The 24,764-nt window shown below is 43.2% G+C and carries 24 protein-coding genes and 2 pseudogenes; 3 read left to right on the forward strand and 23 right to left on the reverse strand.

Going from position 1 to position 24,764, the window contains the following annotated elements; genetic code table 11:
* Positions 1–283: 283 nt before the first annotated feature.
* From OH456_RS05815 to OH456_RS05840, 6 genes and pseudogenes are all read right to left on the reverse strand, one after another.
* Positions 284–763: pseudogene (locus tag OH456_RS05815) on the reverse strand (MarR family winged helix-turn-helix transcriptional regulator); the annotation flags it as partial.
* A gap of 105 nt (positions 764–868) precedes the next feature.
* Complete coding sequence (locus OH456_RS05820; protein ID WP_038223062.1) at positions 869–2,227, reverse strand: NCS2 family permease; 1,359 nt, start codon at positions 2,225–2,227, stop codon at positions 869–871.
* A gap of 116 nt (positions 2,228–2,343) precedes the next feature.
* Complete coding sequence (gene guaD, locus OH456_RS05825) at positions 2,344–3,660, reverse strand: guanine deaminase (RefSeq protein ID WP_038223055.1); 1,317 nt, start codon at positions 3,658–3,660, stop codon at positions 2,344–2,346.
* Positions 3,661–3,778: 118 nt separating this feature from the next.
* Positions 3,779–6,649 carry a molybdopterin-dependent oxidoreductase Mo/Fe-S-binding subunit gene (locus OH456_RS05830; RefSeq protein WP_038226665.1) on the reverse strand — a complete coding sequence of 957 codons (2,871 nt, stop codon included), beginning with the start codon at positions 6,647–6,649 and terminating at the stop codon, positions 3,779–3,781.
* Positions 6,649–7,446: a molybdopterin-dependent oxidoreductase FAD-binding subunit gene (gene ygfM, locus OH456_RS05835; RefSeq protein ID WP_270033006.1), complete on the reverse strand. Its 798-nt coding sequence runs from the start codon at positions 7,444–7,446 to the stop codon at positions 6,649–6,651. The genes OH456_RS05830 and ygfM overlap by 1 nt, the downstream gene beginning before the upstream one ends.
* A 294-nt stretch (positions 7,447–7,740) precedes the next feature.
* Positions 7,741–8,334: an NTP transferase domain-containing protein gene (locus OH456_RS05840; protein WP_270033007.1), complete on the reverse strand. Its 594-nt coding sequence runs from the start codon at positions 8,332–8,334 to the stop codon at positions 7,741–7,743.
* Positions 8,335–8,391: 57 nt separating this feature from the next.
* Between OH456_RS05840 and yqeC the strand changes: the two genes are divergently transcribed.
* Together yqeC and yqeB are read left to right on the forward strand one after the other, a co-directional pair.
* The gene (gene yqeC, locus OH456_RS05845; RefSeq protein WP_270033008.1) at positions 8,392–9,195 is read left to right on the forward strand and encodes a selenium cofactor biosynthesis protein YqeC; all 804 of its coding nucleotides are present in this window, start codon (positions 8,392–8,394) and stop codon (positions 9,193–9,195) included.
* Between the two features lie 22 nt (positions 9,196–9,217).
* The gene (gene yqeB / locus OH456_RS05850) at positions 9,218–10,807 is read left to right on the forward strand and encodes a selenium-dependent molybdenum cofactor biosynthesis protein YqeB (RefSeq protein ID WP_270033009.1); all 1,590 of its coding nucleotides are present in this window, start codon (positions 9,218–9,220) and stop codon (positions 10,805–10,807) included.
* Positions 10,808–11,068: 261 nt separating this feature from the next.
* On the opposite strand, the gene ygjK is transcribed toward yqeB, so the two are convergent.
* The 4 genes from ygjK to OH456_RS05870 form a co-directional block, all read right to left on the reverse strand.
* Positions 11,069–13,870: an alpha-glucosidase gene (gene ygjK, locus OH456_RS05855; RefSeq protein ID WP_270033010.1), complete on the reverse strand. Its 2,802-nt coding sequence runs from the start codon at positions 13,868–13,870 to the stop codon at positions 11,069–11,071.
* Positions 13,871–14,286: 416 nt separating this feature from the next.
* On the reverse strand, positions 14,287–14,769 hold the full coding sequence (locus tag OH456_RS05860) for a tetratricopeptide repeat protein (protein WP_038226657.1): 483 nt from the start codon (positions 14,767–14,769) through the stop codon (positions 14,287–14,289).
* 17 nt (positions 14,770–14,786) lie between these two features.
* The gene (locus tag OH456_RS05865) at positions 14,787–15,047 is read right to left on the reverse strand and encodes a hypothetical protein (protein ID WP_006074772.1); all 261 of its coding nucleotides are present in this window, start codon (positions 15,045–15,047) and stop codon (positions 14,787–14,789) included.
* A gap of 214 nt (positions 15,048–15,261) precedes the next feature.
* Positions 15,262–15,510 (reverse strand): DUF3297 family protein, encoded by a 249-nt coding sequence (locus OH456_RS05870; protein WP_006074773.1) that lies wholly within the window; start codon positions 15,508–15,510, stop codon positions 15,262–15,264.
* A 295-nt stretch (positions 15,511–15,805) separates the two neighbouring features.
* On the opposite strand from OH456_RS05870, the gene OH456_RS05875 reads away from it, so the two are divergent.
* Positions 15,806–16,036: a PAS factor family protein gene (locus OH456_RS05875; RefSeq protein WP_063603473.1), complete on the forward strand. Its 231-nt coding sequence runs from the start codon at positions 15,806–15,808 to the stop codon at positions 16,034–16,036.
* Positions 16,037–16,113: 77 nt separating this feature from the next.
* On the opposite strand, the gene OH456_RS05880 is transcribed toward OH456_RS05875, so the two are convergent.
* The 13 genes and pseudogenes from OH456_RS05880 to OH456_RS05940 all read right to left on the reverse strand — a co-directional run bounded on the left by OH456_RS05880 (position 16,114) and on the right by OH456_RS05940 (position 24,690).
* Entirely contained in the window at positions 16,114–16,332 is a 219-nt protein-coding gene (locus OH456_RS05880) for a DUF7661 family protein (RefSeq protein ID WP_270033011.1), read from the reverse strand.
* Between the two features lie 28 nt (positions 16,333–16,360).
* The gene (locus tag OH456_RS05885) at positions 16,361–16,825 is read right to left on the reverse strand and encodes a GNAT family N-acetyltransferase (RefSeq protein WP_198558855.1); all 465 of its coding nucleotides are present in this window, start codon (positions 16,823–16,825) and stop codon (positions 16,361–16,363) included.
* Between the two features lie 47 nt (positions 16,826–16,872).
* Positions 16,873–17,706, reverse strand: coding sequence for a DUF3626 domain-containing protein (locus tag OH456_RS05890; protein ID WP_270033071.1), 834 nt, complete (start codon positions 17,704–17,706; stop codon positions 16,873–16,875).
* The gene (locus OH456_RS05895; RefSeq protein WP_270033012.1) at positions 17,699–18,214 is read right to left on the reverse strand and encodes a DUF523 domain-containing protein; all 516 of its coding nucleotides are present in this window, start codon (positions 18,212–18,214) and stop codon (positions 17,699–17,701) included. The genes OH456_RS05890 and OH456_RS05895 overlap by 8 nt, the downstream gene beginning before the upstream one ends.
* 245 nt (positions 18,215–18,459) lie before the next feature.
* Positions 18,460–19,715: pseudogene (locus tag OH456_RS05900) on the reverse strand (Nramp family divalent metal transporter).
* Positions 19,716–19,879: 164 nt separating this feature from the next.
* Positions 19,880–20,332, reverse strand: coding sequence for a GNAT family N-acetyltransferase (locus OH456_RS05905; protein ID WP_198558853.1), 453 nt, complete (start codon positions 20,330–20,332; stop codon positions 19,880–19,882).
* Positions 20,333–20,494: 162 nt separating this feature from the next.
* Entirely contained in the window at positions 20,495–20,959 is a 465-nt protein-coding gene (locus OH456_RS05910) for a GNAT family N-acetyltransferase (RefSeq protein WP_198558852.1), read from the reverse strand.
* Between the two features lie 166 nt (positions 20,960–21,125).
* Entirely contained in the window at positions 21,126–21,635 is a 510-nt protein-coding gene (locus tag OH456_RS05915; RefSeq protein WP_198558851.1) for a hypothetical protein, read from the reverse strand.
* 61 nt (positions 21,636–21,696) lie between these two features.
* A complete protein-coding gene (locus OH456_RS05920; RefSeq protein ID WP_270033013.1) occupies positions 21,697–22,275 on the reverse strand; it encodes an O-methyltransferase in 579 nt (192 codons plus the stop codon).
* A gap of 76 nt (positions 22,276–22,351) precedes the next feature.
* Positions 22,352–22,729, reverse strand: a complete 378-nt coding sequence (locus OH456_RS05925) for a DUF805 domain-containing protein (RefSeq protein ID WP_270033014.1) — start codon at positions 22,727–22,729, stop codon at positions 22,352–22,354.
* Positions 22,730–22,772: 43 nt separating this feature from the next.
* On the reverse strand, positions 22,773–23,555 hold the full coding sequence (locus tag OH456_RS05930; RefSeq protein WP_270033015.1) for a carbon-nitrogen hydrolase family protein: 783 nt from the start codon (positions 23,553–23,555) through the stop codon (positions 22,773–22,775).
* Positions 23,556–23,667: 112 nt separating this feature from the next.
* Positions 23,668–24,132 carry an OsmC family protein gene (locus tag OH456_RS05935; RefSeq protein ID WP_270033016.1) on the reverse strand — a complete coding sequence of 155 codons (465 nt, stop codon included), beginning with the start codon at positions 24,130–24,132 and terminating at the stop codon, positions 23,668–23,670.
* A 33-nt stretch (positions 24,133–24,165) separates the two neighbouring features.
* Positions 24,166–24,690, reverse strand: coding sequence for a GNAT family N-acetyltransferase (locus OH456_RS05940; protein WP_270033017.1), 525 nt, complete (start codon positions 24,688–24,690; stop codon positions 24,166–24,168).
* Positions 24,691–24,764: the final 74 nt, after the last annotated feature.

Genomic DNA, 24,764 nt, shown 5'->3' on the forward strand with positions numbered 1-24,764 from the left:
GTCTGATAATAAAGGCTATTGAGAATAGTTATTAATTTGATTAAAGTGTAATCTTATTTAATACCGTTTTTTATGATAGTCAGCTCGAGTGTTTTGTTAATTACATCTATCATAACAATAAAAAAGCTATCATATTGATAGCTTATTATTCTCACAATAATTGTCTGCTAAATGTTTAGCTTTCTAATACGACTTCTGACTGGTTAGGTATATCGATCGCTTTAGCTTTACGCTGCCGTTGGAGTACATTCTCGTCCTGCTTCGGCTCCGCATAACCACCTTTCTCTACATGCTCCAACCAAACTTTCAAATGCGCTGTGGTTTGTTGTCGTTGTTCCAAAGAAAGACCGGACACCAACTGTTTTTGCTTATCAACGTGAGCATCAATCAGAGCGTTAGCGATGTCATATCCCGTTTGTGTAAGTTGAACCACAACACAACGTCTATCGCAGTTCGAATGGTATCGGGCAATCAGTTTTTTACTCTCTAAACGATCCAGCCGATGGGTCATTGCGCCTGATGTCAGCATTAAAGACTGTGTAAGTTCACTGGGAGTTAAACGATAAGGTGCAGAAGAGCGCAGTAGTGAAGCTAGCACATCAAACTCTCCGGTTTTTAAACTGTATTGACGGCATAAACTCGCGAGTTCTTGTTCCACACATTTACTCACTCGCATTAATCGCCCAATAAGAACCATTGGCTCTGTATCTAGCTCCGGTCTCTCGTGTTTCCACAGTTCAGCAATACAATCCATCAGGTCCATATTAATCCCCTTCCAACCAACAATAAGGGCACCAAGAAAGTGATTCGAGGTGCCCTTGCTTTTATATACTAATAATCACGTTCATCGAGCTCATCGACATGCGTCTTAAATCGCCCAACCACCCGCGTAGAACACCACCAATACGATAGTAATCAACACAGTACCAACGTTAAGTTTTTTCCATTCGCCTGATACTACACGGCCACATACTAGTGTTAGGAAACCAAGCATGATACCTGTCACGATGTTACCAGTTAGTACGATGAATACCGCACAAACAAGACCTGATAACGCATCAACAGAGTCATCGAGATTAAGCTTGCTGACGTTACTCATCATCAATAAACCTACATACATCAGCGCAGGTGCAGTAGCGTAAGAAGGAACAAGGTAGCTCAATGGAGCAAGGAACAGTAGCAATAGGAACAAACCACCTACCACAACGGCTGTCAGACCTGTTTTACCACCCGCTGCAGTACCTGCTGCAGATTCGATATAAACCGCAGCTGGCGCACCACCAACAAAACCAGAGAAAATACTACTGACTGAGTCAGACGTCAGTGCTTTACCACCGTTGATGATGTTGCCATCTTTATCGAGTAGATTAGCTTGTCCCGCTACCGCACGAATCGTACCAGTCGCATCAAAAATCGCTGTCATAACCAAGGCTAATACACTTGGTAGAACAAGTGGACTTAATGCACCCATAATGTCCATTGAACCAAGTAGTGAGCTTTCACCTGAACCAAACGATGGCATGGCGAATACACCTTGGAATTTAACGCTTGGGTCAAACATCAGACCTAGCACAGAAATCGCAACAATAACCAGTAAAATGCCTCCAGGAACACGACGCTTCTCTAAGCCGAAAATCGCGGCTAAACCAAGTACTGACATGATTACTGGGAACGATGTAAACTCACCCAAGCTAACAGGTAGACCTTCCACTGGGTTTTTCACCACAAGTCCAACACCATTCGCTGCGATAAGTAGCAAGAACAAACCGATACCAATACCCGTACCGTGTGCAATACCAAAAGGTAGGTTTGTTAGGATCCACTGCCTTACCCCTGTAACGGTAATCGCAGTAAAGACCACACCCATTAAAAAGACCGCTCCCAGCGCAACAGGTATAGATATTCCTTGCCCGAGCACCAAGCTGAAAGCGGTAAAGGCGGTTAGGGATATCGCACAACCAATAGCCATCGGCAAGTTAGCCCAAAAGCCCATGAGCAGTGAACCAAATGCCGCAACCAAACAGGTGGCGATAAAGACGGAGCCTTGATCGAACCCAGCAACACCAAGCATGCTTGGTACTACGATCACTGAGTAAACCATGGCTAAGAAAGTAGTAAGCCCAGCAATTAACTCTTGCCTAAAATTACTACCACGTTGTGAGATTAAGAAGTAATTGTCGACCCAACTATTGTTGGTTGACGTGGGTTTATCTTCAGCAATCTCCATCGTACTTTGCTGATTTGAGATATTTTCGGACATGTTATATTCCTTTTGATTAAGTCTTGGTCATCCCTTGTATTGAGACCAATGCATCTGCTGTATTTGCTATATTTGCCATAAAATCAGCTGCGCTCATAAACCAAACACCCGTCAACGTAGGTACGATAAATACTTCTATCGTCGCCGAGGGTCATGAGCACAAACAGTTTTTCAATAAGTTCAGAAGAGTTGTCGTATCGAAGTTGCTGGAGCGGTGTCGCACAAGGATCAATCACAACAAAGTCAGCTTCTTTGCCAACCTCAAAGTTGCCCAATAGGTGGTCTAGTGAGAGTGCTTTCGCTCCACCTAATGTCGCCAAATATAATGCCTCAAACGCCGAGAGCTTCTGCTGCTGCAATTGAGCAACTTTGTATGCCTCGTTTAACGTTTGCATCATATTAAAAGTGGTTCCTGCGCCGATATCCGTCCCGATACCTACTTTCACGTTTCGTTTCCACGCCTCCTGCATTTTGAACAGGCCGCTGCCTAAATACAGGTTGGAAGTTGGACAAAACGCGATAGCTGAATCCGTTTCTTGTATGCAGTCCCACTCTTGGTCCTCTAGATGAACACAATGTGCGAATACACTCTTTGATCCAGTCAGGCCATAATGGTGATAAACATCTAAATAACCGTCTTGTTCAGGGAAAAGTTCTTTAACCCAAGCAATTTCGTTCGTGTTTTCTGACAAATGCGTATGAATATACGTATCTGGGTATTCCTCTCTTAACTTATGCGCCATTTCCAACTGTTCCGGTGTGGAAGTGGGTGCAAATCTTGGGGTAATCGCGTAAAGCAGACGGTCCTTTTTATGCCATTTCTCAATCAGTGTTTTTGTTTGGTTGTAACTTGTCTCCGGTGTGTCTAGTAAGTAATCTGGCGCGTTGCGGTCCATCATGACCTTACCCGCGACGATTCTCATATTGAGTTTGTTTGCTTCAGAGAACAATGCATCTACGGACTCTGGATGAACCGTTCCGAATACCATGCCTGTCGTCGTGCCATTTCGAAGCAACTGCTTAATAAAGAACTTAGACATCTCCTTGGAGTAGTCTCTGTCTTTATAGCGCGCTTCTGTTGGGAACGTATAGTTGTTCAGCCATTCAAGTAGCTGTTCACCATACGCGCCAACCATTTCTGCTTGTGGGTAATGAATATGGGTATCAATAAATCCTGGCATGACAATTTTGCCTGGATAAAAACGAATACGTACTGAGTCTGGGACTTTATCTTTGCCTTCTTCCCACTCGCCGACCCACTCGATACGACCTTGGTCAACAAGAAGAAGTCCATCTTCAATAAAACGTACGTGCTGTTCGATATCTTCAGGCTTATCAACTACTTTTGTGATATCAAGTATTGAAGCCCTAATAGCCTTAATTGATTGGGTATATTGCATAATTACCTCGACCTTAACGCCCCTATTCACTACTTTGCTCACTAACAGAGGCATTGCTTCCCGTTATTTGGAATAAATGTGCGGCAGCGTTTTTTGGTCTCCGCTGCCGCACTGTTTGTTATAATTTATTGAGACCTTTGAGGATTTTCTCTGGTGTAAAGTGCCACTCACGTAGCCATACACCACAAGCGTCATGAATTGCTGTTGCAATGGCAGGCGCTGCACCGTTTACACCAATTTCAGAGATAGATTTCGCACCGTACGGTCCAACTGGATCATCACTTGGCACCAACACCGCTTTGAAATCTTTTGGAATGTCACCAATCTTCGGCGCACCATAGCTCTTAAGATCGGTGTTGATTGGCACACCGTTGTCGTCGTAAATAAGCTCTTCAAACAAGCTGTGACCGATAGCGCGCATACTCGCACCGTAGATTTGACCAAGTGCCAAATCTGGATTCACTGGAGTACCGCAATCGAGCAATGCATGGAACTTATCAAGTCGGATTTCACCGGTTCTAGTATTGACGGCAACTTCTGCAAAGTTCGCCCCGTAAGGGAAAGCGAACTCAGCAGTAGTGAAGCATCCTGAAGCCAACAGTTGTCCCCAACCCGTTCCGCTTTCTGCTTTATGCGCGATGTCGAAGAAAGTTACTTCACCAGCAGGCCCTTTTACCAAGCCAGGTGCGACGATTTGTACATTTTCAACCGACTCTTCAAGCATTTCCGCACCGTACTTCAAGATTTTCTCACGCATCGCTTCTGCAGCGCGTTTTGCTGCATTACCTGAGAAGCAAGTGCCAGAAGAGGCATACGCGCCTTTATCGAAAGGTGCATGGTCAGTGTCACCAGAATGAATCGTAATATCTTCCAGTGGACACTTAAGAACTTCAGCAGTTAATTTGGCGATCACTGTATCAAGACCTGTACCGATGTCTGCGCCACCTGAATGAACGATGAAAGTACCATCGGAGGCCATCTTGATGCTGCAGTTCGCTTGGTCGATATCAGGAATTCCTGATTTCTGTTGAATGATCGCTACACCTCGACCCACTTTCCAATCACCTTGATGATCTTTTGGTGAATCCCATTCGATGAGCTTACGACCTTCACGAAGAATTGCTTCTAACGCACAACTGTGTACCTTAGGAGTGGTGGTAGGCATTTTACCTTCGCCGATAGCACCAAGAATCTTAAGCTCTTGGCCTTCAACGACTCGGTTTTTCTCAATCATATCGAGATGGTCAATACCTAGCTCTTCCGCAAGTTCCGCCATCGCCATCGTCAATGCGTAGTTACCTTTCGGCGCACCATAACCTTGATAAGCACCTGTTGGACAGATATTTGAATAGTACGTAGTAACTCGGAAATCGACGTTGTCACAAGGGTAAAGCGGCAGTGACAAGGCAGGACCATTTGATGGTACCGTCAATGCGTGGTTACCATAAGGGCCAGTATTCGCGAGGAATTCCATATCAATAGCGGTAAGCTTACCGTCTTTGGTCGCCCCAAGTTTCACGGTCACTTTCGCTACGTGACGAGTGGAGTTACAAATAAACTCTTCTTCGCGAGTATGGTGGAAATATACTGGACGACCCGTGGTATAGGTTGCCCAAGCACAGACGTCTTCAAGAAGGATGTCTTGTTTTGAGCCGTAGCCACCACCAACACGCTCTTTGACGATGTGAACTTTGTTCTGTTTCACATTAAGGATCTTGGCGACTTGGCGACGTACGTGCCAAGGCACTTGCGTAGAGTCGTGCATGATGACGCGATCGCCATCCATGTAGCTATAACAGATATGGGTTTCGACTGGCAGTTGCTGTACCTGCTTCGACTCATAAGTACGCTCTAAAATAACGTCCGCTTCTGCAAAACCTTTGTCTAGATCACCAATGTGTCCACGAACGCCTGCTGCGATGTTCTTTCTTGGCTCACAGCCAATTGGGAAATTCACAATCAGCTTACCTTCGCGAGGATCGGCGTTGGCGTTTTGTTGCTCTAGATCGTCTGGTGCCCCTACTCCATATTCAATAGGCTCATTATGGACGATTGGTGCATCTGGAGCGCGCGCTTCGTCGATACTCATGACAGGCTTGAGTACTTCATACTCAACATCGATCAGTTTCAGCGCTTCGTTAGCAATGTCTACTGACTCGGCAACAACAGCAGCAACGCGGTCACCAACGTGACGCATTTTTTGGCCGAACATACGTCGATCAAGCGGTGAAGGCTCTGGCGCACTTTGACCACCCGGCGTATAAGGAATATCAGGACAGTTAAGGTGAGTGATGACACTTACTACACCTGGTAAGGCTTCGGCTTTAGATACATCTAGATGCGTGATCCAAGCATGAGCATGTGGGCTGCGCAGCATTTTGATGACACAAGCATTTGCAGGAATTCTATCTTCTACATAACAAGGCTTAGCCTGAACCATTTTCGCAGAGTCGAGTTTTGGACAGTTCTTACCAACTACATCCAAGTCATCTCTAAACTCTGGCGCAAACATCTCGGTGTATTGAGGATCAGCTTGGCGTTTCACCGCCAATTCAACAACTTCATAGAATTGTTGGTAACCAGCGTCACGGCTAAACAAACCAGATAGAGCATCGTCTATTTCTTCGCGTGTAGGTTGTTGAATACGCTCTAGTAAATCAGTCAACAGCAATGCCAATGCAGGGTCGTTATATCCCGATTGAACAACACCAACATCGATCATCGCTTGTTGAACTAAACTGAGTTGATTCCAAGAAGACAGTGCTTCGGCCGTTTTGACTTCACCACCTTCCAATTGAGCTGCAATAAGCAGTGATGCGTTGACAAGTTTACCGTTGAACAACACAACATCTGAGCCCGCGAAACCCCAACCATCATCACTATTTCGGACCGAATGCAGTCCCATAGAATGCAATAGTGTTTGAACGTTGGTTTCTGGTGCGCAATGAGCCGTTTCAGGTCGGCCATTAAGATTAAATTGAATAGACATTACGCTACCCCCTTCGCCATTTCACGGCATTCAATTAGTAGGTCAGAGATCACGATGGCACTTAGGTAAGTTTTGTACTCAGCGCTACCACAAATATCCTCCACGGCGTGAATTGAATTCTTAATGGCTTGCTCTAATTCATCACCAGTAAATGTCAGACCTTCAACATCGCGCAGTCTTATTGGCTTAGCGATTTCGTCAAAACGAGTCGCGACCCCTTCCATAGCAACAATCTGTTTGCCTTGCTTATCTACAGACACCGACGCATTGATTACGCGTAGGCCATCAGCGCTTCTTGCTACTCGTTTGCTTAGTGCAGCAAGCGTGATGTCAGGAATGACGATCTCTTTAATAAGCTCATCACTTGGTTGCTGAATGTAAGCTTCCAATTCAACCTGCTTGTCATCCGCGAAGCGAACTAAAGCATTGAGAGCCATAAGGACAGGAACTAGCGGAGCTTCACACTGATGCGCAGCTATTTCACCACCAATCGTTGATTGATTTCTTAGATGTCTTGAATAGATGAAGCCCGCAGCTTGTTTAATGTTGCTTGGGACTAACTCACTATCGACAAGATCTTGAATTCGGCTCATAGCGCCCAAAGTGAGGGTGTTGCCATCTAGTTTGATATAGTCCAAACCAAGTTTGTCGATTGCGACAAAAACACCTGCATCACTGCGAGTCGGTGCTGCGTTTAACTTAGATCCTCCGGCAAACCACACCGCTTGACTTCCATGGTTAGCTTTAAGCTCCAACGCTGCACTCACTGTGTCCGGCGTGAGGTATTTAATATTCATATTCTTCGCCTTTTAGCATTGATTAGATTGAATTACAGAAAAACTGTTACTAGGTAAAAGGCAACATTTGAGCCAATGCTTACTTTGTTATTTAGTATTCGTGAGCTCGGTCTAATATTGAAAGAATTTGCGATATAGATCGTGATTTTCAATATCAAATTAAACTGTACAGACTAGCCAAGTGTTATTTATTGTCATTGATTTTAACCATCAATTAACAAATTAATTATTCATTATTAGGTGATAGATGAATATCAAATTGATACTTTCGATACTATTTTATCAAGTTGATAGTTAATACTTTGATTGCGTTAACTTAAGCAGTTTTTGGTAGGCTTCGGGAGTATCTACATCTAAATGAATAGTTGGGTCGCAAAGTCTAAGGTATGCCATCTCTCCTAGTTTTAGAATCGACTTCATCGAGTCAAAGTTTCTCTGGTCTCGTTGAGCCTTAAAGCTTGCCGTATGTATCAACACAGGGTGGCCTGTTGCGCGTGGTTCACCGGGGAATAACGTGCCAGTAACCTTATGTTCCCAAAGAGTTTTATAAATTCCCTTTTCGATACAAGGCATATCACCATGGCTGATATAGAAGAACTCCGTGTCGACCTCATTAATGCCTAATTGAAGTGAAGAAAACATACCTGAGCGGTAATGTTGGTTTCGTACAATGGTGACCTTTTTGTTGTCTTGAAACTGCTCAATCAACTCGTCTTCTCTATGCCCAACCACTAAAATCACACGAGTACAGAATGACAACGCATTTGTGATACTTTGCTCTAAGATCGTATTGTCTTTATAAGGTAGAGTTAATTTCCAGCATCCCATTCGAGACGATAATCCGGCTGCTGGAATGACACAGTCAATGTTATTTTTATTTTTTATCATACGAAATTCGAATTGAGTTTTTTGTATTTTAATCTATTGAATTGGGTAAATATGCCAATGTCGTCAAATAATTCTTTTTCCGAGTTTGCACATTCATTAATTTCAAGAGCCACCAGTACCCGTGAACCTATAACTATTTCTTTGGTGGGTGGCGGAGGAAAAACGCAACTATTGTATCGGCTTGCTAATGAATACCAGCAATTCGGGCACAATGTATGTGTTACGACAACCACCAAGATGTATTTTCCTAATGCACCAGAGCTGAATCAAGTCACTGACTTTGCCTCGCATTCACCATTGCCATCAACGGGTATTGCTTTTGTTTATAGTGAACGTTTGTGCCCAAACGACAACGATACAAAAGTGAAAGTTCGTGGCCTCTCTAACGAGCAGATTGAATCCCTAAAACGTCAGCAACTGTACTCTGTTTTTATCGTCGAAGCCGATGGTTCACACCGACTTCCTCTTAAGGCACCTGCTAGGCACGAGCCTTGCATTCCTAACCATAGTGATGTGGTAATTGGTGTCACTGGTGCAGATCCGATACTTAACCCGGCTAATCCTGAAGCCATTCATCGTTGGAATGAATTCAGTATGTTAACGAAATGCAACGAAGGGTCAGTCATCGGGAAAAATCAAATTCAAGCACTAGTGCATAGCGACCAAGGTCTGTTTAAAGGATGCAGTGAGCAACAAAAAAAAATATGGGTCATCAATAGATTCGATTTAGCCAGCGATAAAGCACAACTGACTGAATTGGCCAAGCAGATATTTGATGAAGAACCTCAGCTCGCTCAACTCGCGATAACACAAATGACGACAGATAACCCAATCCACCACATTTTCAATCGGACTCTATAGCATTTACACAGAGGTAGTTTGGATGAACATTTTCGCCAAGGCAGCACATTTAGAGCAAACCAATACACCATTTGCGTTTGCCAATATCATTGAAACAAAAGGCTCTTCTCCTCGTCATACTGGAACCATGCTCGTAGAACAAAGCGGACAAATTCATGGCACTATTGGTGGTGGGATGATAGAGCGCTACGTTATTGAGCAAGCTATTGAAGCAATAAAAGAAAACAAACCTCGCGTCGTTACTGGACGAATGACGCGTACCGGCCCTGAAGCGATGGGTATGGATTGTGGCGGTGCAATGACGCTTTCAATTGATGTTTATGGCTCTCGCCCTCGCCTTTACCTAATTGGGGCTGGTCATGTAAACAGAGCAGTTGCCCAAGCCGCCGCTCAATTAGGATTCGATATTACTGTTGTCGATGCTTATGAAGGAAGCTTAGCAGAGGAGCATTTCCCCCAAGGCACTCATCGAGTACTAGGCGACACCATGCTCAGTGCCATTGACTCTCTTGATATCACACCAGATAGCTACGTCATTATCGCCACCAACCACCAAGATCAAGACGCTATCAACGCAATCGCCCAGAAAAAGACCACGTATACAGGTTTAATGGCCAGCCGCAGAAAAGTACAAACACTATTCCAAGGTTTACGCGAATTAGGCACCAGCCAAGAAGAAATCGATCATATCCACTCTCCTATCGGCTTTGATATTGGCGCTGAAACACCAGAAGAAATCGCCATCAGTATTTTGGCTGAAGTACTTAACGCGAAAAATGGCGCTTCAGGGGCCAAATTGAAAGAAAGCGTTGGTAGCTTCAATCAAAAACTGGTACTAGTACGCGGTGCGGGTGATATCGCAACCGGAGTCGCTGCGAGATTGCACAATTCCGGCTTTAAAGTAGTCATGAGTGATATTGAGAAGCCAACAATGATTCGCTGCACGGTTTCATTCGGCCAATGCCTCTATGGCAAACCTGTCACGGTAGAAGGCATTACGGCAGAAAAAGTTCAGTCTTTTGATAAAGCCTGCCGATTGTTAGAAAAAGGCAAGATTCCTGTGTTTGTCGACGAAACAGGAAAACTCGCCGAGGCCATCAAGCCTGATTTTGTCGTTGATGCCATTCTTGCGAAAAAGAACCTTGGCACACACAAAGGAATGGCACCAGTCACCATCGCTTTAGGCCCTGGTTTTACCGCTGGTGAAGACTGTCACGCAGCAATAGAAACCAATCGTGGACATCAACTCGGTCGAGTAATTTACGACGGTCCATGTCAGCCTAATTCAGGTATACCAGGTAGCATTCTAGGTTATACAGAGCAACGGGTGATTAGAGCGCCTGGCGTAGGTATCTTCACTGCGGAAGTGAAACTTGGCGATTTGGTTGAAGAGGGGCAACCTATTGCGAAAGTCGATGACATGGTTGTTTATGCACCGTTAAGCGGTAAAGTCAGAGGCCTGCTAAATAACGGATTGAGCGTTCATCAAGGCTTTAAGGTGGGCGATGTCGATCCGCGTGGTGAAAGTGTTGACCACTGCACGATTTCTGATAAAGCGCGCGCTGTTGCAGGCGGTGTTCTTGAGGCGATGCTATGTTTAAGTGGTCGGTAGTGGGTATTAATAACCCATCACCCTCATAACGACGCCTTACTGGCTTACGTCCGTCATCCTCATGAAAATGAGGACCTTCTACAACGCGTAAAAAACCAAACGTGGTGAGCACGTTAAGTAAATTGAGTTTACGATGCGCTAGCGGAGATTTCCTTTTTCAAGGAAATGACGAAGGTTTTTGATATCACTACATTTCAACAAACAACGCCTGATGGTCTCATCAGGCGTTTTCTTTTATTAGAACTTACAGAGCTAACTCACCTACTTTCCGTAGAAGTTACGGTACATCATGTAAGTGTGAGCTGCTGACCAACTGAAGTTGCTGGCACCTTGAACCGCACCTGTTTCTGGGTTGTAGTTTTCACGAATTGCGCCGTCGCTACCAAAGCCTTCGCCGTTTTGGAACAGGTCTTCAGCGATACGTACCGCATCATTATGGCGTCCATACTTCTCAAGAGCTTGAAGGCCGAAATAGAATTGATCCAACCATACACGCCCACGCCAATAGATATCAGCTCCGTAAGCTGGGTTATCACGACTTGCCGTCCCTAATGACACCCCTTCACCTTGATATTCTGTAGAACTATCAAACTTACTCGCATCAAGCATGACATCCATGACTTTGTCCGCGTTCGCTTGAGTCGCCGCACCGTTAAACAATGGAGACCAGCCGTCTGGAGCCTGACCGCGCTCAGTTAGTACGACACCCGCACAGTAAACATTTTTGCCTTGATAAGGCGTATCCACTCGCTTCAAATTAGCCCCAGGTACTGGATTTCCTGATGAATCTAAGAAACTCTTACCATCTTTGTCAACAAGTCGAATGTCGTAGTAGAACGAGGTAGCAGAATCAAACATACAAGTGTTGATGTAGTCTTTAATAAACTCTGCATGCTCCACAAATTCTTGTCCACGGTCTTTCCCTTCAACGCCATCAGAGACTAAGCCAGCCATTTCAGATAAATACTTGTTGTCACTGTACATGTAAGAGGCTTGGTCTACCGATTCTTGCAGCATAGAGAAGCCAACTAGGTTGCTGCCACTATCGTGGTTCTCACCAAAACGCACCTGCCAGTCTTTGCGTGCATCACGCAGTTTTGCCATGTTTGCATCAGAAACGTCACTGTAGGCCCAGTTTTCTGACGAGCCCGTAATCGTGTTATCGAAGTTATAGTGCTGTTGAGCATAGCGACCTAACTGATCGTATTCCGTTGCTGCAGATACTGTTGTGATCCAATCGCGAGAGTTGGTTTTCGCTAAATCATAGATAAAGCCAAAACGAGCGGCATCATCCATACCCGATTCCCATGACGTCGCTGTTTGTGAACCATTGCTGTAACCAGTAATAGCCAGCTCTTCGTAGTTATCCAGAACCAAGTTATACGAGTCCACACCGATAACTTGATACTGCTTCGACGTGCCATTGCTATCAATCTCTTTCACCTTATCAGCGCCTACCAGAGCTTTTAGATCGTCACCTAACTCTGTCCACACTTTAATGTACATATGCCCATCATCAGTGTTGTGCGAAGGATCAACAGCTGCACCGTACTCTGGGACACCGTTCGAGTTGTGGTCGCGATTTGATAGCCACCAATCATGATACGCCACCAACTTTGGATACATTTCATCAATCCACGCTTGAGCATCATTAGCACGGCCAAATTCGTTGATAAGAGAATGGTAGATTTCCATTACAGCCCAAGCCGCTAACGAAGGCTTTGTATTACGCTCATTCCAATTCATTGACGCATCGTTTTGTGCCGCAGAAGGAATGTCGTATTTGTCGTCGTAATAACCAGAATCAATTCGATCTTGTGGTAGCGAGTAGTTAACAACATCCAACAAATAGCCTGCGTCTTGCGGTCTGATTGGGTCGTCATTTTTGACTTGAAACTGGAACACAGTACGGATATTTTCCATCGCCACATCTGGATTAAAATGAGCCATCGCATACGCGTGTTTCCATGTATCCCAAGGCCAGGTATTGTTACCTGAGAACCAGATAGCCGTTACCGATGGCGTAACAGTACCGTGTTGAACAATACCCGCCGGTGAGCGCCAGTTTCCGTTAAGGGTCATCATGGCTTTCACTGCAACATTACTTTCGGCTTTAGTCGCAGAGTCGTTAGCTAATCCATGCTTTAAATAGTCATTCCAGCGAGCCTTAGCGGTGCTCATTGCTGTTGCGCCTTGCTGCAACAACGTGCTCACCGCACTTGCTTCACTAATAGCTTCTGTTGGGTTGTGTACATAAGAGTACGCGTTATAGAAAGTAGTATTGCCATTCGCGTTAATAGTGACCGAACCTTCAGAACGATAGTTATAGTCGGTCACTGCAGTAGTTGCATTACCGATAGAGCGAGTCACAAAAAACTCAGCTCCCTCTTCACTCTTTAAGCCCGACCAAGACGCTGCTTTTTTAAACGTCAGCTCAACACCACCGTTTTCGCCAGTAAGCGCCTTATAAACCGTATTAGCGGCGACATCATCCCCTACCGTACTAAAGTCTCTTAGGAAACCACCCGTCCAAACAAGTTTAAGATTACGCACTTGATCTGACTTGTTGCTGATTTTGGTTTCAATAATAGATGAACGATTAGTACCAAAACGTGTCGTCATTTCTATCTTAAATTCATTATTTTCGATAACTTGATGTAACGCATCTGGTGTAGAAAAAGCCTTAACCTCCGCAGATAGTAAACTTATTTCTTGATTGTTATCTGCGTCAATTAGAGTAAGTTTGTCAAAGTTTTCATTAGCGATATAACTAGAGTACTCCTGGTCAACAATCATAATACCACCAGCAGAACCTATCGCAGAATCATCGCTTGGTAATAAATGACCATGCCATGCGCCTAAGTCTGTAAATGCGTTATAACTTAAGTTACTTTGCGCATCACGGTCTTTCATTCGATCCGGATTACCTACTCTATCTAATACGTTAACAAAATTGCTTACGTCTGTTGAAGGTAGTGTTTCTGTCGAATCTGAACTCGAACTGTTGCAACCAGAGAGGGAAATAACCGAACCTACAAAAATAGCCAAGATAGTCTTTTTCATCTTTCAATCCATTTATTGTGATATTTATCACTATTATTAATTGAGATTTGCAGAACAAATCTCTACGCAGGGGATGTGGGATGAATAGTACGCACTAGCGTTATTCACTCAATAAATGTCGAAGGGAAATTTGTGGTTATGGGGAAAGATTACTTTCGTTGCACTACATTACTTGACAATTTAAATAGTATTATTCGCCAAATGAATATAAAGCAAACCAATATTTATATAAATACCGAAATAATGTTAAGTTATTTACGAATAATATGATAGTTTATATTTTCAGGCTAACAAATATACTAAACAAACGCCATTTACTAATAATAGAATGGTAAATGACGCTCGTTAAATTTGGAATGAATATCATATTCCTTTTCACAGCTTCGATTTAGGCTTTCAATCTATTACGCTTGTTTTTACCAAGTTCTGTCGAGATCATCTGAATACAAAGAGATTGCTCGTTTATATTCCTTTATAGCTTCGCTATTGGTTGTCGACAATAAGAGATTCAATAACAACTGCACGGCCTCTTTGTGCCGTCCTAAGTTGTACAAGCACATTGCATAAAATGGCTGGACTTCTTCTGCTTTTGGGTATTCAGACATGGTCTGTTCAAAGTAATGCAACGCCTCAACATATTCTCCTAAGCTTCTGTAGGTACAAGCTAAGCCAAACAATGTGTCAAAACGCTCTTGATTCGCTAACTTACCAAGTAATGCCGATTTATAATGTGGAATCGCGGATTTTTCTTTGCCTTCATTATCGTATGACCATGCAATCTGTAAATGTGCAGAAGCAGCGTACAGTGGATCAACAAGTAAAGTTTCGAGGAGTTGACGAGAGTCTTGATGCTTTCCGGCTTTGCGAAGCGCTATGGCTTCTGAAATGACGGTGTTCATAGGGGAATAACGAGTCCTTATCTTTTATGTACTTCAGCCTTACCGCATCGGTCGCATCGATACAGTTGCTCATCATCAGGATAGTCGACTATTTCGATTTCGCGACTCGAAAACAGACTGATAAGTAACCCAAACAACGTGTTACGTGTCGAATCACTGGCAGCTTTTCGCTGAAGTTTTAACTCTGAGTTGGGGCTATAGATCAACAAATGTGGCGTTAGTTGATTACAATGGCGGCAGAGAAATGGGCGCGTCTGATAGTCGCTATAGAGCTCCATGACCTAACCTTCCTTGAGATCTCATTAGAACATTTCAATTTAACGTAATGTAGATAAGATAAATTAACATATCTTAATCTGAGTGATCGTAAGGAACTGTCAAAGTAGACAAGGAATAATGCAGAAAGTGATGTGGAGTGGAAAGTGGAATATCAACACATAAAGACATCGGGCGATACCTCTATGTGCTGAACAAGCAACCGTGGTTAACGAATTAAACGTAGTACGCTTCCACAGTGCCTTTTAATTTGATTAGTATAGGTTGACCGCGACGATCCAGTGCCTTTGGTGAAGGGATTTTTACCCAACCTTCGCTGATGCAGTATTCTTCAACATCAGTACGCTCTTTACCGTTTAGGCGAATACCAATCTGGTGCTCAAAACACTCAGCTACGTGGTGTGGGCTGCGTGGGTTACCTGAAAGATGATCTGGTAAAGCTGGCTTTGCGTTGTTGTCGCTCATGATTATGACCTAATGTATTTAAGAAGTGGCTTATTGTAGTCAATACCGTACCAGCGCTCAAGAAAAGTCATGGCATAGCGAATCTCGACTGCTCTAATAATGCGCAAACCAGCAACACCAATCTATGGCTCTTCGAACTATACAACTTAATGGAAGGAAAAGCGTCCCCACTCTGGTGCGCAACCAAGCACATATTTTTACATTTCAATTACAACATCGATCTACATCACAGAGATTCTGCTACAAAAAAGGCTAAACTTGGGGTCCCCCGAAGCTACACACAAAATAATGAACCATGGATACTACTAAAACTCTTATTTACGATACTTTAATTCGTCTTGCTGATCATGCCCCGGAACAACATGCACAAATCCGTCAAGATTTGTATGAGCAACTAGAACTGCCCTTTAGCAAGCAGGTTGCTCTCTATACCAACGTACTTGCTCCAGCCAGCCTAGGACGACTTGACGACAAAGAACGTCTCGACAATGCCGTTAATCTTGCCGATTCAATCTTGAACTCATAAAAAATAAGCGTTGATTCTCAAAATGTTAGAATCAACGCTCTGTTTGTAGTCATACTCCATCACCCACTTTTTATTGTTCACAGCTTCAACACTCTTGGAAATCTAACGCTGGCCATCTCATGGTAAATATCATCTAAATAGGTGACTAAATCCTCTTCCTTTAAGTCAGAAGGTATCACGACATCATAGATCTTTGCCCTAATACCCACTTGTGATTCTCGATACAAAACCCAAGTATCGTGCTCTCGTGTCACTGACATGATTTGACCAAACACATTAAACTTTAATCGCGTCATCGAATCACCCTGTTATTCCCCGGTTAATTTACACGTGGCCAAAACACTGCCTTGTAACCAAACCCCACTTGTGGTCTTGATACTTATCTTCCACATAGTTTTGTGAGGTGTACTCACCAACGACATCACGCCAGAAACTCACTGCGTGATCAGCTCCGGCGACTTGTTTGATTTCCCACGTACCTTGGAGTTGCATAAATAATTGAGTAATAAACTGCTTACCGACTTTATTCTTACGAAAACAAGGAAGTACATAGAAATCACAGATTTCATAACATTTTGGTGTTTTTTCTTCAATCGCAGCTAATGCCGCGAGTACTCCATCCAAATAAAGTAAATAGCCTGATACCTTGCCCTCGATTTTTGGATAGATTTCGAACAGTCCACTAGCATCTGGTTTGTCATCAATGATTCTTGAAAATTCGGCCGCATAACCCTGATATAAATTTGCGTATATCTGCATATTTGAGCTATCAACTTTTACAATCTTCATAGCGTGCTCTCAACAATAGCCAATCACATTTTGATCGCCTTTATGGCTTAAGCTCGATATCCAAACCTCGCTAAGTAGTGCCAGATTTTCTTAATATCTTGCTCGTCAAAGTGCTGCTCCGTTACCGCCAAACCAAGTAACTTTGCATCGATCATTCCATCTCGCGCTAGTTCTCTCGCTAATTCGATAAACTGCACACCTCGATAATCGGGGTATTGATTCATTGTTTCAATAGACAGTTGATAGCCGTTATGCCACTGGATGGGAATACCCAATTCAAGCGCATATTGTTCAATCATAGTGGCTTGGAAAACAGGATCTAAGACTAAGCACTCAACGTCATCTTTTAACGATACTGTCCCGTGAATGTGTGCTTCAATGTAGTCATCAAGTAAGTCTCCAGAAGAAGACGTTGCGATATTGATCAGGTTATTCAGCGTTTCTGAAACAGCAAAATCTTCTGGTTCAAAAAAACTGTCTGGGTAACAATACGTCGCTCGTTCGAGCACATGCGGTTTTAACTCAAAATACGCCGACCCAAACCTAGGTGACGCTCCGTTCGCATAGTTTCGGAAGTTAACCGCGCCGTACTTCGGCCTCAAATTCATAGGTGCACGGTCATAAGCACCATCAAATACCCGTTGTTCCCATAACCAACGGTCGCCACCTTCAAAAGCCGTCAAGCCGCCGTTACTCGTATTGGTTTCAAACTGGGATTTCAGCTCACCATCTTTGGCGATGGCGAGCAAAAGAGGCTGCCCTTCAGGCGTGTATCTATCAGGATGAAAGTTGATCGTAATGCGGCTAGTATTCGTGGATGGCTTACCCTTCGATTTAGCTCGTATATTATCCAGTGCTGTACTTATGATGTCTTTATCCATGAACTTCCATCCGCTCATGCAACTCCAACGTTTCCAACTCATGTTTGAGATTGGAGAGAGTATGTTGACTATACACCTTGATGCCTTCCCTAATTAACATGGCGGCAGTCACTCCTTGCCCGGGAGTTTTTACGCCTGTGAATGTGCCATCATAAATCTGTACGCTGCCACATGACGGACTACCCTCTGCTAGTATGGCGTAACGAATACCCTGTTCACGACACTTCTTAAGTGCAAGCTCTGCACCGTGCAAAAATTCAGCGGTCACCTCATGACCGTCATCCCCAACAACAGAAGCTTTGCGATCAATAACATCGGCACCTTGTCCTAAAACAATTTCTGCTGGCGGTCTCGGCGTAGGAAGACCTGCCGAGACTTCGGGACACATAACTATTAATTCGACATTCAGCTTGAGCCAAACTAAATCTTGCTCAGAAATAGATAACCCACTCGCATTGTAACGAACCTTGTTACCTAGCAAGCATGAACTAATCAAGACTTTTTCCAACGTTTTCTCCTTGATAGGTTGTAAAGCAAGGTGATAATCAATTGAATGACGTGTACTAAGCATAATCGATAATTGGAGTTAGATATTCAATCAGTAAATCAAGATCTTGTCGAACTTCTAACAATTGTGTGTTTAAGGGTTTCAAGTTTTTATAAGATAAAGAAAAGACGCTTTGAAAAGCGAATAGTCTAAAAGCAAAAAAACGGAAGCCGCTCGGCTTCCGTTATATTGAGAAATAATCACACTTAGACGATTAATGTGAACATCAAGTAGGCGTTCAAAGCGAGCACTAAACTTACAATCACCATACCCGCATAAGAAACCCATTTGTTATTTCTGAACTCTCCCATTAAACGTTTACTGTTGGTAAAAATAAGCAATGGGATAATGGCGAGAGCGATCCCAAAGCTCAATACAACTTGGCTCATCACTAGGATATCAGTAGTGTTCATCCCCATACCTATAACGACAAACGATGGCGCCATAGTAATAAAGCGACGTAACCACATCGGAATAGAAAAGCGAACAAACCCTTGCATCACGACTTGACCCGCCATAGTACCAACGACAGTAGAAGATAAACCCGAAGCAATTAGTGACACACCAAATAAAACCGACGCTGCTTTACCGACTAATGGTGTTAGTGTCATATAAGCCGTTTCAATTTCAGCAACGTGTTGGTTGCCAGAGTAATGAAAGACCGCTGCTGCCATCGCCACAATGGCGATATTGACGAATCCTGCAATAACCATCGCGATCAACACATCAAATCGAGTACTGCGAAGGCGAGTCTCAGTACTTTCCCCAAAGCTGTTCTTAAACAAAGCAGAATGAAGGTAGATAACATGAGGCATCACCGTCGCCCCCAGAATCCCTGCGGCAAGATAGATTTGACGAGAATCAGTAAAGCTAGGTGTAAGCAAGCCTGTCATCATCTCACCACCTGCTGGGTGAGCGAAGAAGAGTTCGGCAATATAAATAACCGCAACAAGCATGAGTAAAGACCCTATCACTACTTCTAAAGGTTTTTGTCCTTTTTGATGCAGCATTAGGATCATAACTGTCACAACGGCGGTTATCAGAGCCCTTCCATTAAGCTTATGCCAAATACTAATTGGAAACCGACTGCGGCGCCGATAAACTCGGCTAGATCAGTGGCAATGGCAATGATCTCTGCTTGAGTCCAGTAAAATCCAACCGCCCACTTATTCGGTAGATGATCACGTAAATGTTCGGCTAAGTTTTTACCTGTAACAATACCTAGCTTGGCAGACAAGTACTGAATCAACATCGCCATTAAGTTCGCCCAAAGCACTACCCAAAGTAGTTGGTAACCAAATGAAGATCCTGATTCAATATTTGTTGCGAAGTTACCTGGGTCGATGTAGCCAATCGCTGCAATAAACGCTGGGCCTAACATCAGTAACTTACGTTTTATTTTGGCAAATGATGATGCTTTTTGTGCCGCATTAGCATCTACGTATATGGATGCGCCGTTCATAAGTATCATTCCTCTTTCGTCTATAAGAGAAATGATACCCGCACGCAAATGATAATCAATCGCATCTTTGTGCGTAAAAGTGATAACTAAGTTTTCACCACTTAATTGTCAACAATTAATACATATTACCTATCAAAAATCAGATGCAACTTTAACCATCACGATCAGTAAACGATGCTTGCTGCTATATCTCCCCAATCGAATCGTCCGTATTCTTTAAACCCAAGTTTTTGATAGAATTGTTGGGCTACCTTATTCTCATCACAGTAGCCTATGTGTATCGCTTTAGGTTTAAGTTCTTCAATTTCTTTGATAAGTGCCTCCATCATCAACCGGCCATACCCCTTTCCTTGATACGACTTATCCGTCATCACACGAAAAATATAGTACTCACCAAGTTTGTCACCCGTTGCCCATGGCGCATTCTTCCATTCGCTATACATGACAAATCCTATGACTTCACCATCAACCATAGCAACTCTCGGTTGATAATCCGGATTCACCGCAGCTTGAGCCATTGAGACAACATTTTCTGAGACGAAATCGCGTTGTGCTTCATCCAATTGCAACGCCAATACCGCATTTAAATTGTTATTCGTTACTTTCTCTAATTGCATGCTTTGATCGTTCCTATTAAAGATATTTTGCTATTAACACGGCATTCCTCGTGAACCACGTTAAGCCTTTCTTTGAAGTAGATTAACCACTCATAATGTCGCGAAGCTTGTGAGCCAGAAAACATGAATTGATAATCACTTCCTCCGTGCGAACACACTTCACTAATCAGCATTAGTGAAGTTCGAATCCAAAGAAAACACCAACTCAATCTCTCGCCCTTCCACTAAGGTGCCAGTCTCGACAAAACCACAGCTTAGGTAAAAGTGCCTAGGCCCTTTTTCATCACGAACGACACTCGTAAACAAATCTATTGTTCCAAACTCTTGTCTCAACTCCTGATAAAGCAAAGTGATAGCTTGTCTACCGAAGCCTTGCTTTTGATAGTTTTTATCTAACATAAATCGCCACAGTGAAAGTCTATTGGATTGTGAGTCGACGTTAACCAGAATAAAGCCAATGGGTTGTTCTTTGGCATAGATAGCTCTATACCACGGAGACGCCATAAAATTTGCTTCCGCTAGAGAGATAGCATTGCTATCAATATGTGAAGTTTGATGAGGGGCGACTTCAAGCTGACAAATTGCGTAGAAGTTGTCACCCGTGATGGTTCTTAACGCTATGTTCATGTTTCAGTTTCTAAAAAGGAACTCGGATGGAATGAAAATATCATGGTAAGTAGAGCTTAAACATAGTTAATTTCAACATTTAGATTTTTAATACCTAGAAAACAAAAAAGGTTCAAAACCCATGTTCCGAACCCTTATTGATATATCAAGCTCTCCAAATCAAAGCTCAATTCATGGCTATATGATTGTACCTAAGCCCTGCTTCTTGAAGAATTTTCTCTAGTGCCTCCTGAATCATCAGATCAGGATCTTTTCTAGCTAATGACGTACGGTAAGATTCACCCGTAATCAATAGTTGCCTACTTGCTGCTTTTCTAAAATCAATCTTTATTTTTATCATGTAGTTTGTAATGTCCCACTGCCAGTTATCAACATATGTAATTACAATGTCCGCATCATCAGGGATGTTATCGCTATTAAGTGGTGTAGCAGGATAACCCAACAAAGTTAACTTATCGGCAATTACATAATTCAAGTGTCTTTTGTCTGGCGAGAAATGCTGGACATATACATTCCCCAACTCACTTAATGACTGTCCCGGAGCAACCGTGGCTTCCAGCCTAGTCGCACATCCCGTTAATAACGCAAAGACACCTAATGACAGCAGTAATTTTATTATTTTCACATTCATTCTCATATTGTTATGTTTTTGGGAAACAAATACTAAACCAAGCACTTATGAAACTGAATGACCTTGAGCAATTTTTTCAAAACAACCTTATGATTTTATGACGATTCTATCTTTTCAAGACCAGCAACTCCCCCTTCCCAACAGGAACCAACGACGTAGTTAAGTTACTCTGGCTCTTTACCCAAGCGACAAACCCTTCTAGCTCTGAAGTATGAGATATGGCATTGTCACACACAAGCAATCCACCTGGTTTTAGGCGTGAGAACAGAGGCTCAGCAATGGACAAATAATCGCTTCTGTCTGCATCGAGAAAAATGAAATCGACCTGTTCCGGTGTCTGCTTTAGAACCTCACAAACATCGCCTGACCATTGGGTAATATTCTGCAAAACTTGAGCTTGTTCGAAGTTGTCACGGGCCTCTTCTATCTTGAGAGGGTTTACTTCAATGGTATGCACCATTCCGGTGTTCGGGATTGATGCGGCTAACCAAATCGTTGAGTATCCATTTGAGGTGCCAATTTCTAAGATACGCTGAGCATTCGTGGCTTTAACCAGCACTGAGAGAAACTCACCGGTATCTTTTGTAATGTTGAGGTACTTTTTCGCTCGCTCTGACTGCAGACGATCGTTGTCATTGCCTAATCGCTCCAATCGTTCTAAAACCTGTTGCGTCTTAGTATTCATATTTCAGCTTCCTTGTATGTGGCGCTAATTAAACAAGACCAGCTCAGATCTGAACTCCAGATCTGAGCAAAAACGATTATCCATTAATCTCGTATGCCTTCGGGTTACTACCATACTGATTGGACTCTGGTTTGCTGTCCAACACCAAGAAGTACAGTAGTATTAAAAAACCGATTATTGGAATGATATACAGCAACATCCACCAGCCGGAGCGACCGGTATCGTGTAAACGACGTGCGGTGACAGCTAAGCTCGGTAACAAAATCAACAGCGTGAACACCCCGCTCAAAATCCCGACTTCTTCGGCAGAGTTGTACCAGCCAAGTGCATTATCTATCACTGACAAAACGATCGTTAATATCAAACTGTATAAAAAGAAATACCAATACTCTTTCCGCCTGGCGCGACCTTTAAAATCAACAGGCCGTTTTAATACACTTAGAAACCAATTCATAGACCACTTACCTTTTGTTTGTTATCTCATTAAAGAACAGACTTTACTTAAGCTTCTTTTCTATCTGCCCTATCTCACTTATCAGATCCACACCAATCACTTTCTTGGTCTCGATCTTACTCAGTTCGATAGTTTCAACAGCAGCTACTGATTTCAGCTGCGCCAAAATTTCACCACTGGGCGATATCACTTGGCTATTACCACAATATTCGCCAACGATATTCTGGGTTTTATCTGTACCGACTCGATTACATGTCGCTACATAACAGTGGTTTTCAATCGCTTTGGTACGAGAGAGAAGTAGGCTCTGTTCGCCACCAAAGTTTGCTGGATGCAACAAAATATCGACATTAGATATTGCGTATTCGCGAGTAATTTCCGGAAACCACAAGTCAAAACAAATCGCGACTCCGAAAACATAACCTTGGTATTCAAACGTCAGCAATGAATCACCGCGAGAGAAGTACTGCTTGTCGATATTGGTTTGGCTGATTTTTCTATAGCGGTGCTGTAGGCCAGTTCTATCTATAACGGCAACGCTATTGTAGAAACGCCCTTCATGATGCTCTGCAATGCCAGCAACGATGACTGATTGATAAGTCGCAGCCAGTTGCTGTAACGTTTCAATGGTGGGACTGTGTTGATACTCCTCACACAACTCATGGATATCCTGAGGCGAGTCGAAAATATAGCCAGTAGAAAACAATTCAGGCAGCAAAATGACATCCCCAACCTCTCGAGTTTCTGAGAGAAGTTGAGCGACTTGAAGTAGATTCTGATGTTTGTCTTTATAGACCACATCGGTTTGAACAATAGAGATCTTCATCACTGAATAGCCTTGTCCTTGTTAAACTTGATCTAACATACGATAGCTATTCAATGAATTGTATAGTGGTTTTGTCGGGTATTGTCAGAACTCGATCGGACGACACCAATCCTTAACTAATTTCGGTCATAATTTCAGTCTTTACAGAATTGGCGATAAAGCAGTTTTCATGCGACAAATGGTGCATTTTTTCAAGCTGTTCTCGGGTAGGTACGCGCTCTCCAGAGAACACCACATCCGGGCGCAAAATGACTTTGGTGACTGCCATTCTTCCCACTTCATTCTCTGCAAGTATTCCAACAGCTTTATCGATGTAGCTGTCGATAACATATTTTCGTTTTGCAGCAATCGATAAGAAAACCAGCATATGGCAGCTTGATAAAGCAGCAATATAGGCTTCCTCTGGATCAATGTTTTCTTCTATAGAGAGAGGCAACGGCACCACATGAGGTGAAGGTGATGCAGGGACCGTCAAACCGCCATCAAATTCCCATACATGACCACGGCTATAGTTATTATCACTAAATACTTCGTCCTGTTTTCGCTGCCAACTTATCTGTGCGTAATGCTCTGACATTTCATCCTCCTGATAGCAATGGCGATAATTAAACTAACCTTGAATGCATTCAACCCAATATCTCGCAATTGGGTTAGGAAACACCTCCCCCATGACGATATTTTCTAACTCACCGCCATTGGATTCAATAACGCGTCTTGAAGCGACGTTATCTTCATCTGCGGTCACCAAGGCTCGTTCTATGCCTAAGGCATTCGCTTTAGGTAAAACAAGTTTGAGCATATGCTTTCCATAGCCTGCCCCTCGATATGAAGGGGCAATGTCGTAACCAATATGACCACCTTCTGATGACAGAAATTCATTATTAATATGATGACGGACACGAATCGCACCTAGAATTCTCTGTTCAGAATCTAGCAACCAAAAATGACTGCAAGGCACATAGCCTTGGCGTAAATTGACGCCCTTTTCTTCATCGATTAAACGCTGAACATATTTCGGAAAATCACTGACGCCTTCGCGGTAATACTCCGCATTGTCCACATCGTGGAGCTCAAAATCTTGATAGAAAACCGCAAAGGCTTGCATCCGTTCTAACGAAGGAGTAACGAGTTCCATGTTATTGATTCCTTTATCTTTGCAAGGTGCTAGTTCTTTATGCCAACAACCATAGCAGACATAATACCTTCGCT

This window comes from Vibrio sp. La 4.2.2 (assembly GCF_027586995.1).
Lineage (GTDB): Bacteria > Pseudomonadota > Gammaproteobacteria > Enterobacterales > Vibrionaceae > Vibrio > Vibrio mediterranei.

Excerpts from the sequence above, each read along its gene's own strand:
- yqeB (WP_270033009.1), top strand. The coding sequence starts at position 9,218 with ATGAACATTTTCGCCAAGGCAGCACATTTAGAGCAAACCAATACACCA.
- guaD (WP_038223055.1), bottom strand. The coding sequence starts at position 3,660 with ATGCAATATACCCAATCAATTAAGGCTATTAGGGCTTCAATACTTGAT.
- OH456_RS05875 (WP_063603473.1), top strand. The coding sequence starts at position 15,806 with ATGGATACTACTAAAACTCTTATTTACGATACTTTAATTCGTCTTGCT.
- OH456_RS05890 (WP_270033071.1), bottom strand. The coding sequence starts at position 17,706 with ATGGATAAAGACATCATAAGTACAGCACTGGATAATATACGAGCTAAA.
- OH456_RS05820 (WP_038223062.1), bottom strand. The coding sequence starts at position 2,227 with ATGGAGATTGCTGAAGATAAACCCACGTCAACCAACAATAGTTGGGTC.
- OH456_RS05865 (WP_006074772.1), bottom strand. The coding sequence starts at position 15,047 with ATGGAGCTCTATAGCGACTATCAGACGCGCCCATTTCTCTGCCGCCAT.
- OH456_RS05905 (WP_198558853.1), bottom strand. The coding sequence starts at position 20,332 with ATGCAATTAGAGAAAGTAACGAATAACAATTTAAATGCGGTATTGGCG.
- OH456_RS05935 (WP_270033016.1), bottom strand. The coding sequence starts at position 24,132 with ATGTCAGAGCATTACGCACAGATAAGTTGGCAGCGAAAACAGGACGAA.
- OH456_RS05930 (WP_270033015.1), bottom strand. The coding sequence starts at position 23,555 with ATGAAGATCTCTATTGTTCAAACCGATGTGGTCTATAAAGACAAACAT.
- ygjK (WP_270033010.1), bottom strand. The coding sequence starts at position 13,870 with ATGAAAAAGACTATCTTGGCTATTTTTGTAGGTTCGGTTATTTCCCTC.
- OH456_RS05920 (WP_270033013.1), bottom strand. The coding sequence starts at position 22,275 with ATGAATACTAAGACGCAACAGGTTTTAGAACGATTGGAGCGATTAGGC.
- OH456_RS05880 (WP_270033011.1), bottom strand. The coding sequence starts at position 16,332 with ATGACGCGATTAAAGTTTAATGTGTTTGGTCAAATCATGTCAGTGACA.
- OH456_RS05840 (WP_270033007.1), bottom strand. The coding sequence starts at position 8,334 with ATGATAAAAAATAAAAATAACATTGACTGTGTCATTCCAGCAGCCGGA.
- OH456_RS05910 (WP_198558852.1), bottom strand. The coding sequence starts at position 20,959 with ATGAACATAGCGTTAAGAACCATCACGGGTGACAACTTCTACGCAATT.
- OH456_RS05925 (WP_270033014.1), bottom strand. The coding sequence starts at position 22,729 with ATGAATTGGTTTCTAAGTGTATTAAAACGGCCTGTTGATTTTAAAGGT.
- OH456_RS05885 (WP_198558855.1), bottom strand. The coding sequence starts at position 16,825 with ATGAAGATTGTAAAAGTTGATAGCTCAAATATGCAGATATACGCAAAT.
- OH456_RS05940 (WP_270033017.1), bottom strand. The coding sequence starts at position 24,690 with ATGGAACTCGTTACTCCTTCGTTAGAACGGATGCAAGCCTTTGCGGTT.
- ygfM (WP_270033006.1), bottom strand. The coding sequence starts at position 7,446 with ATGAATATTAAATACCTCACGCCGGACACAGTGAGTGCAGCGTTGGAG.
- OH456_RS05860 (WP_038226657.1), bottom strand. The coding sequence starts at position 14,769 with ATGAACACCGTCATTTCAGAAGCCATAGCGCTTCGCAAAGCCGGAAAG.
- OH456_RS05870 (WP_006074773.1), bottom strand. The coding sequence starts at position 15,510 with ATGAGCGACAACAACGCAAAGCCAGCTTTACCAGATCATCTTTCAGGT.
- OH456_RS05830 (WP_038226665.1), bottom strand. The coding sequence starts at position 6,649 with ATGTCTATTCAATTTAATCTTAATGGCCGACCTGAAACGGCTCATTGC.
- yqeC (WP_270033008.1), top strand. The coding sequence starts at position 8,392 with ATGTCGTCAAATAATTCTTTTTCCGAGTTTGCACATTCATTAATTTCA.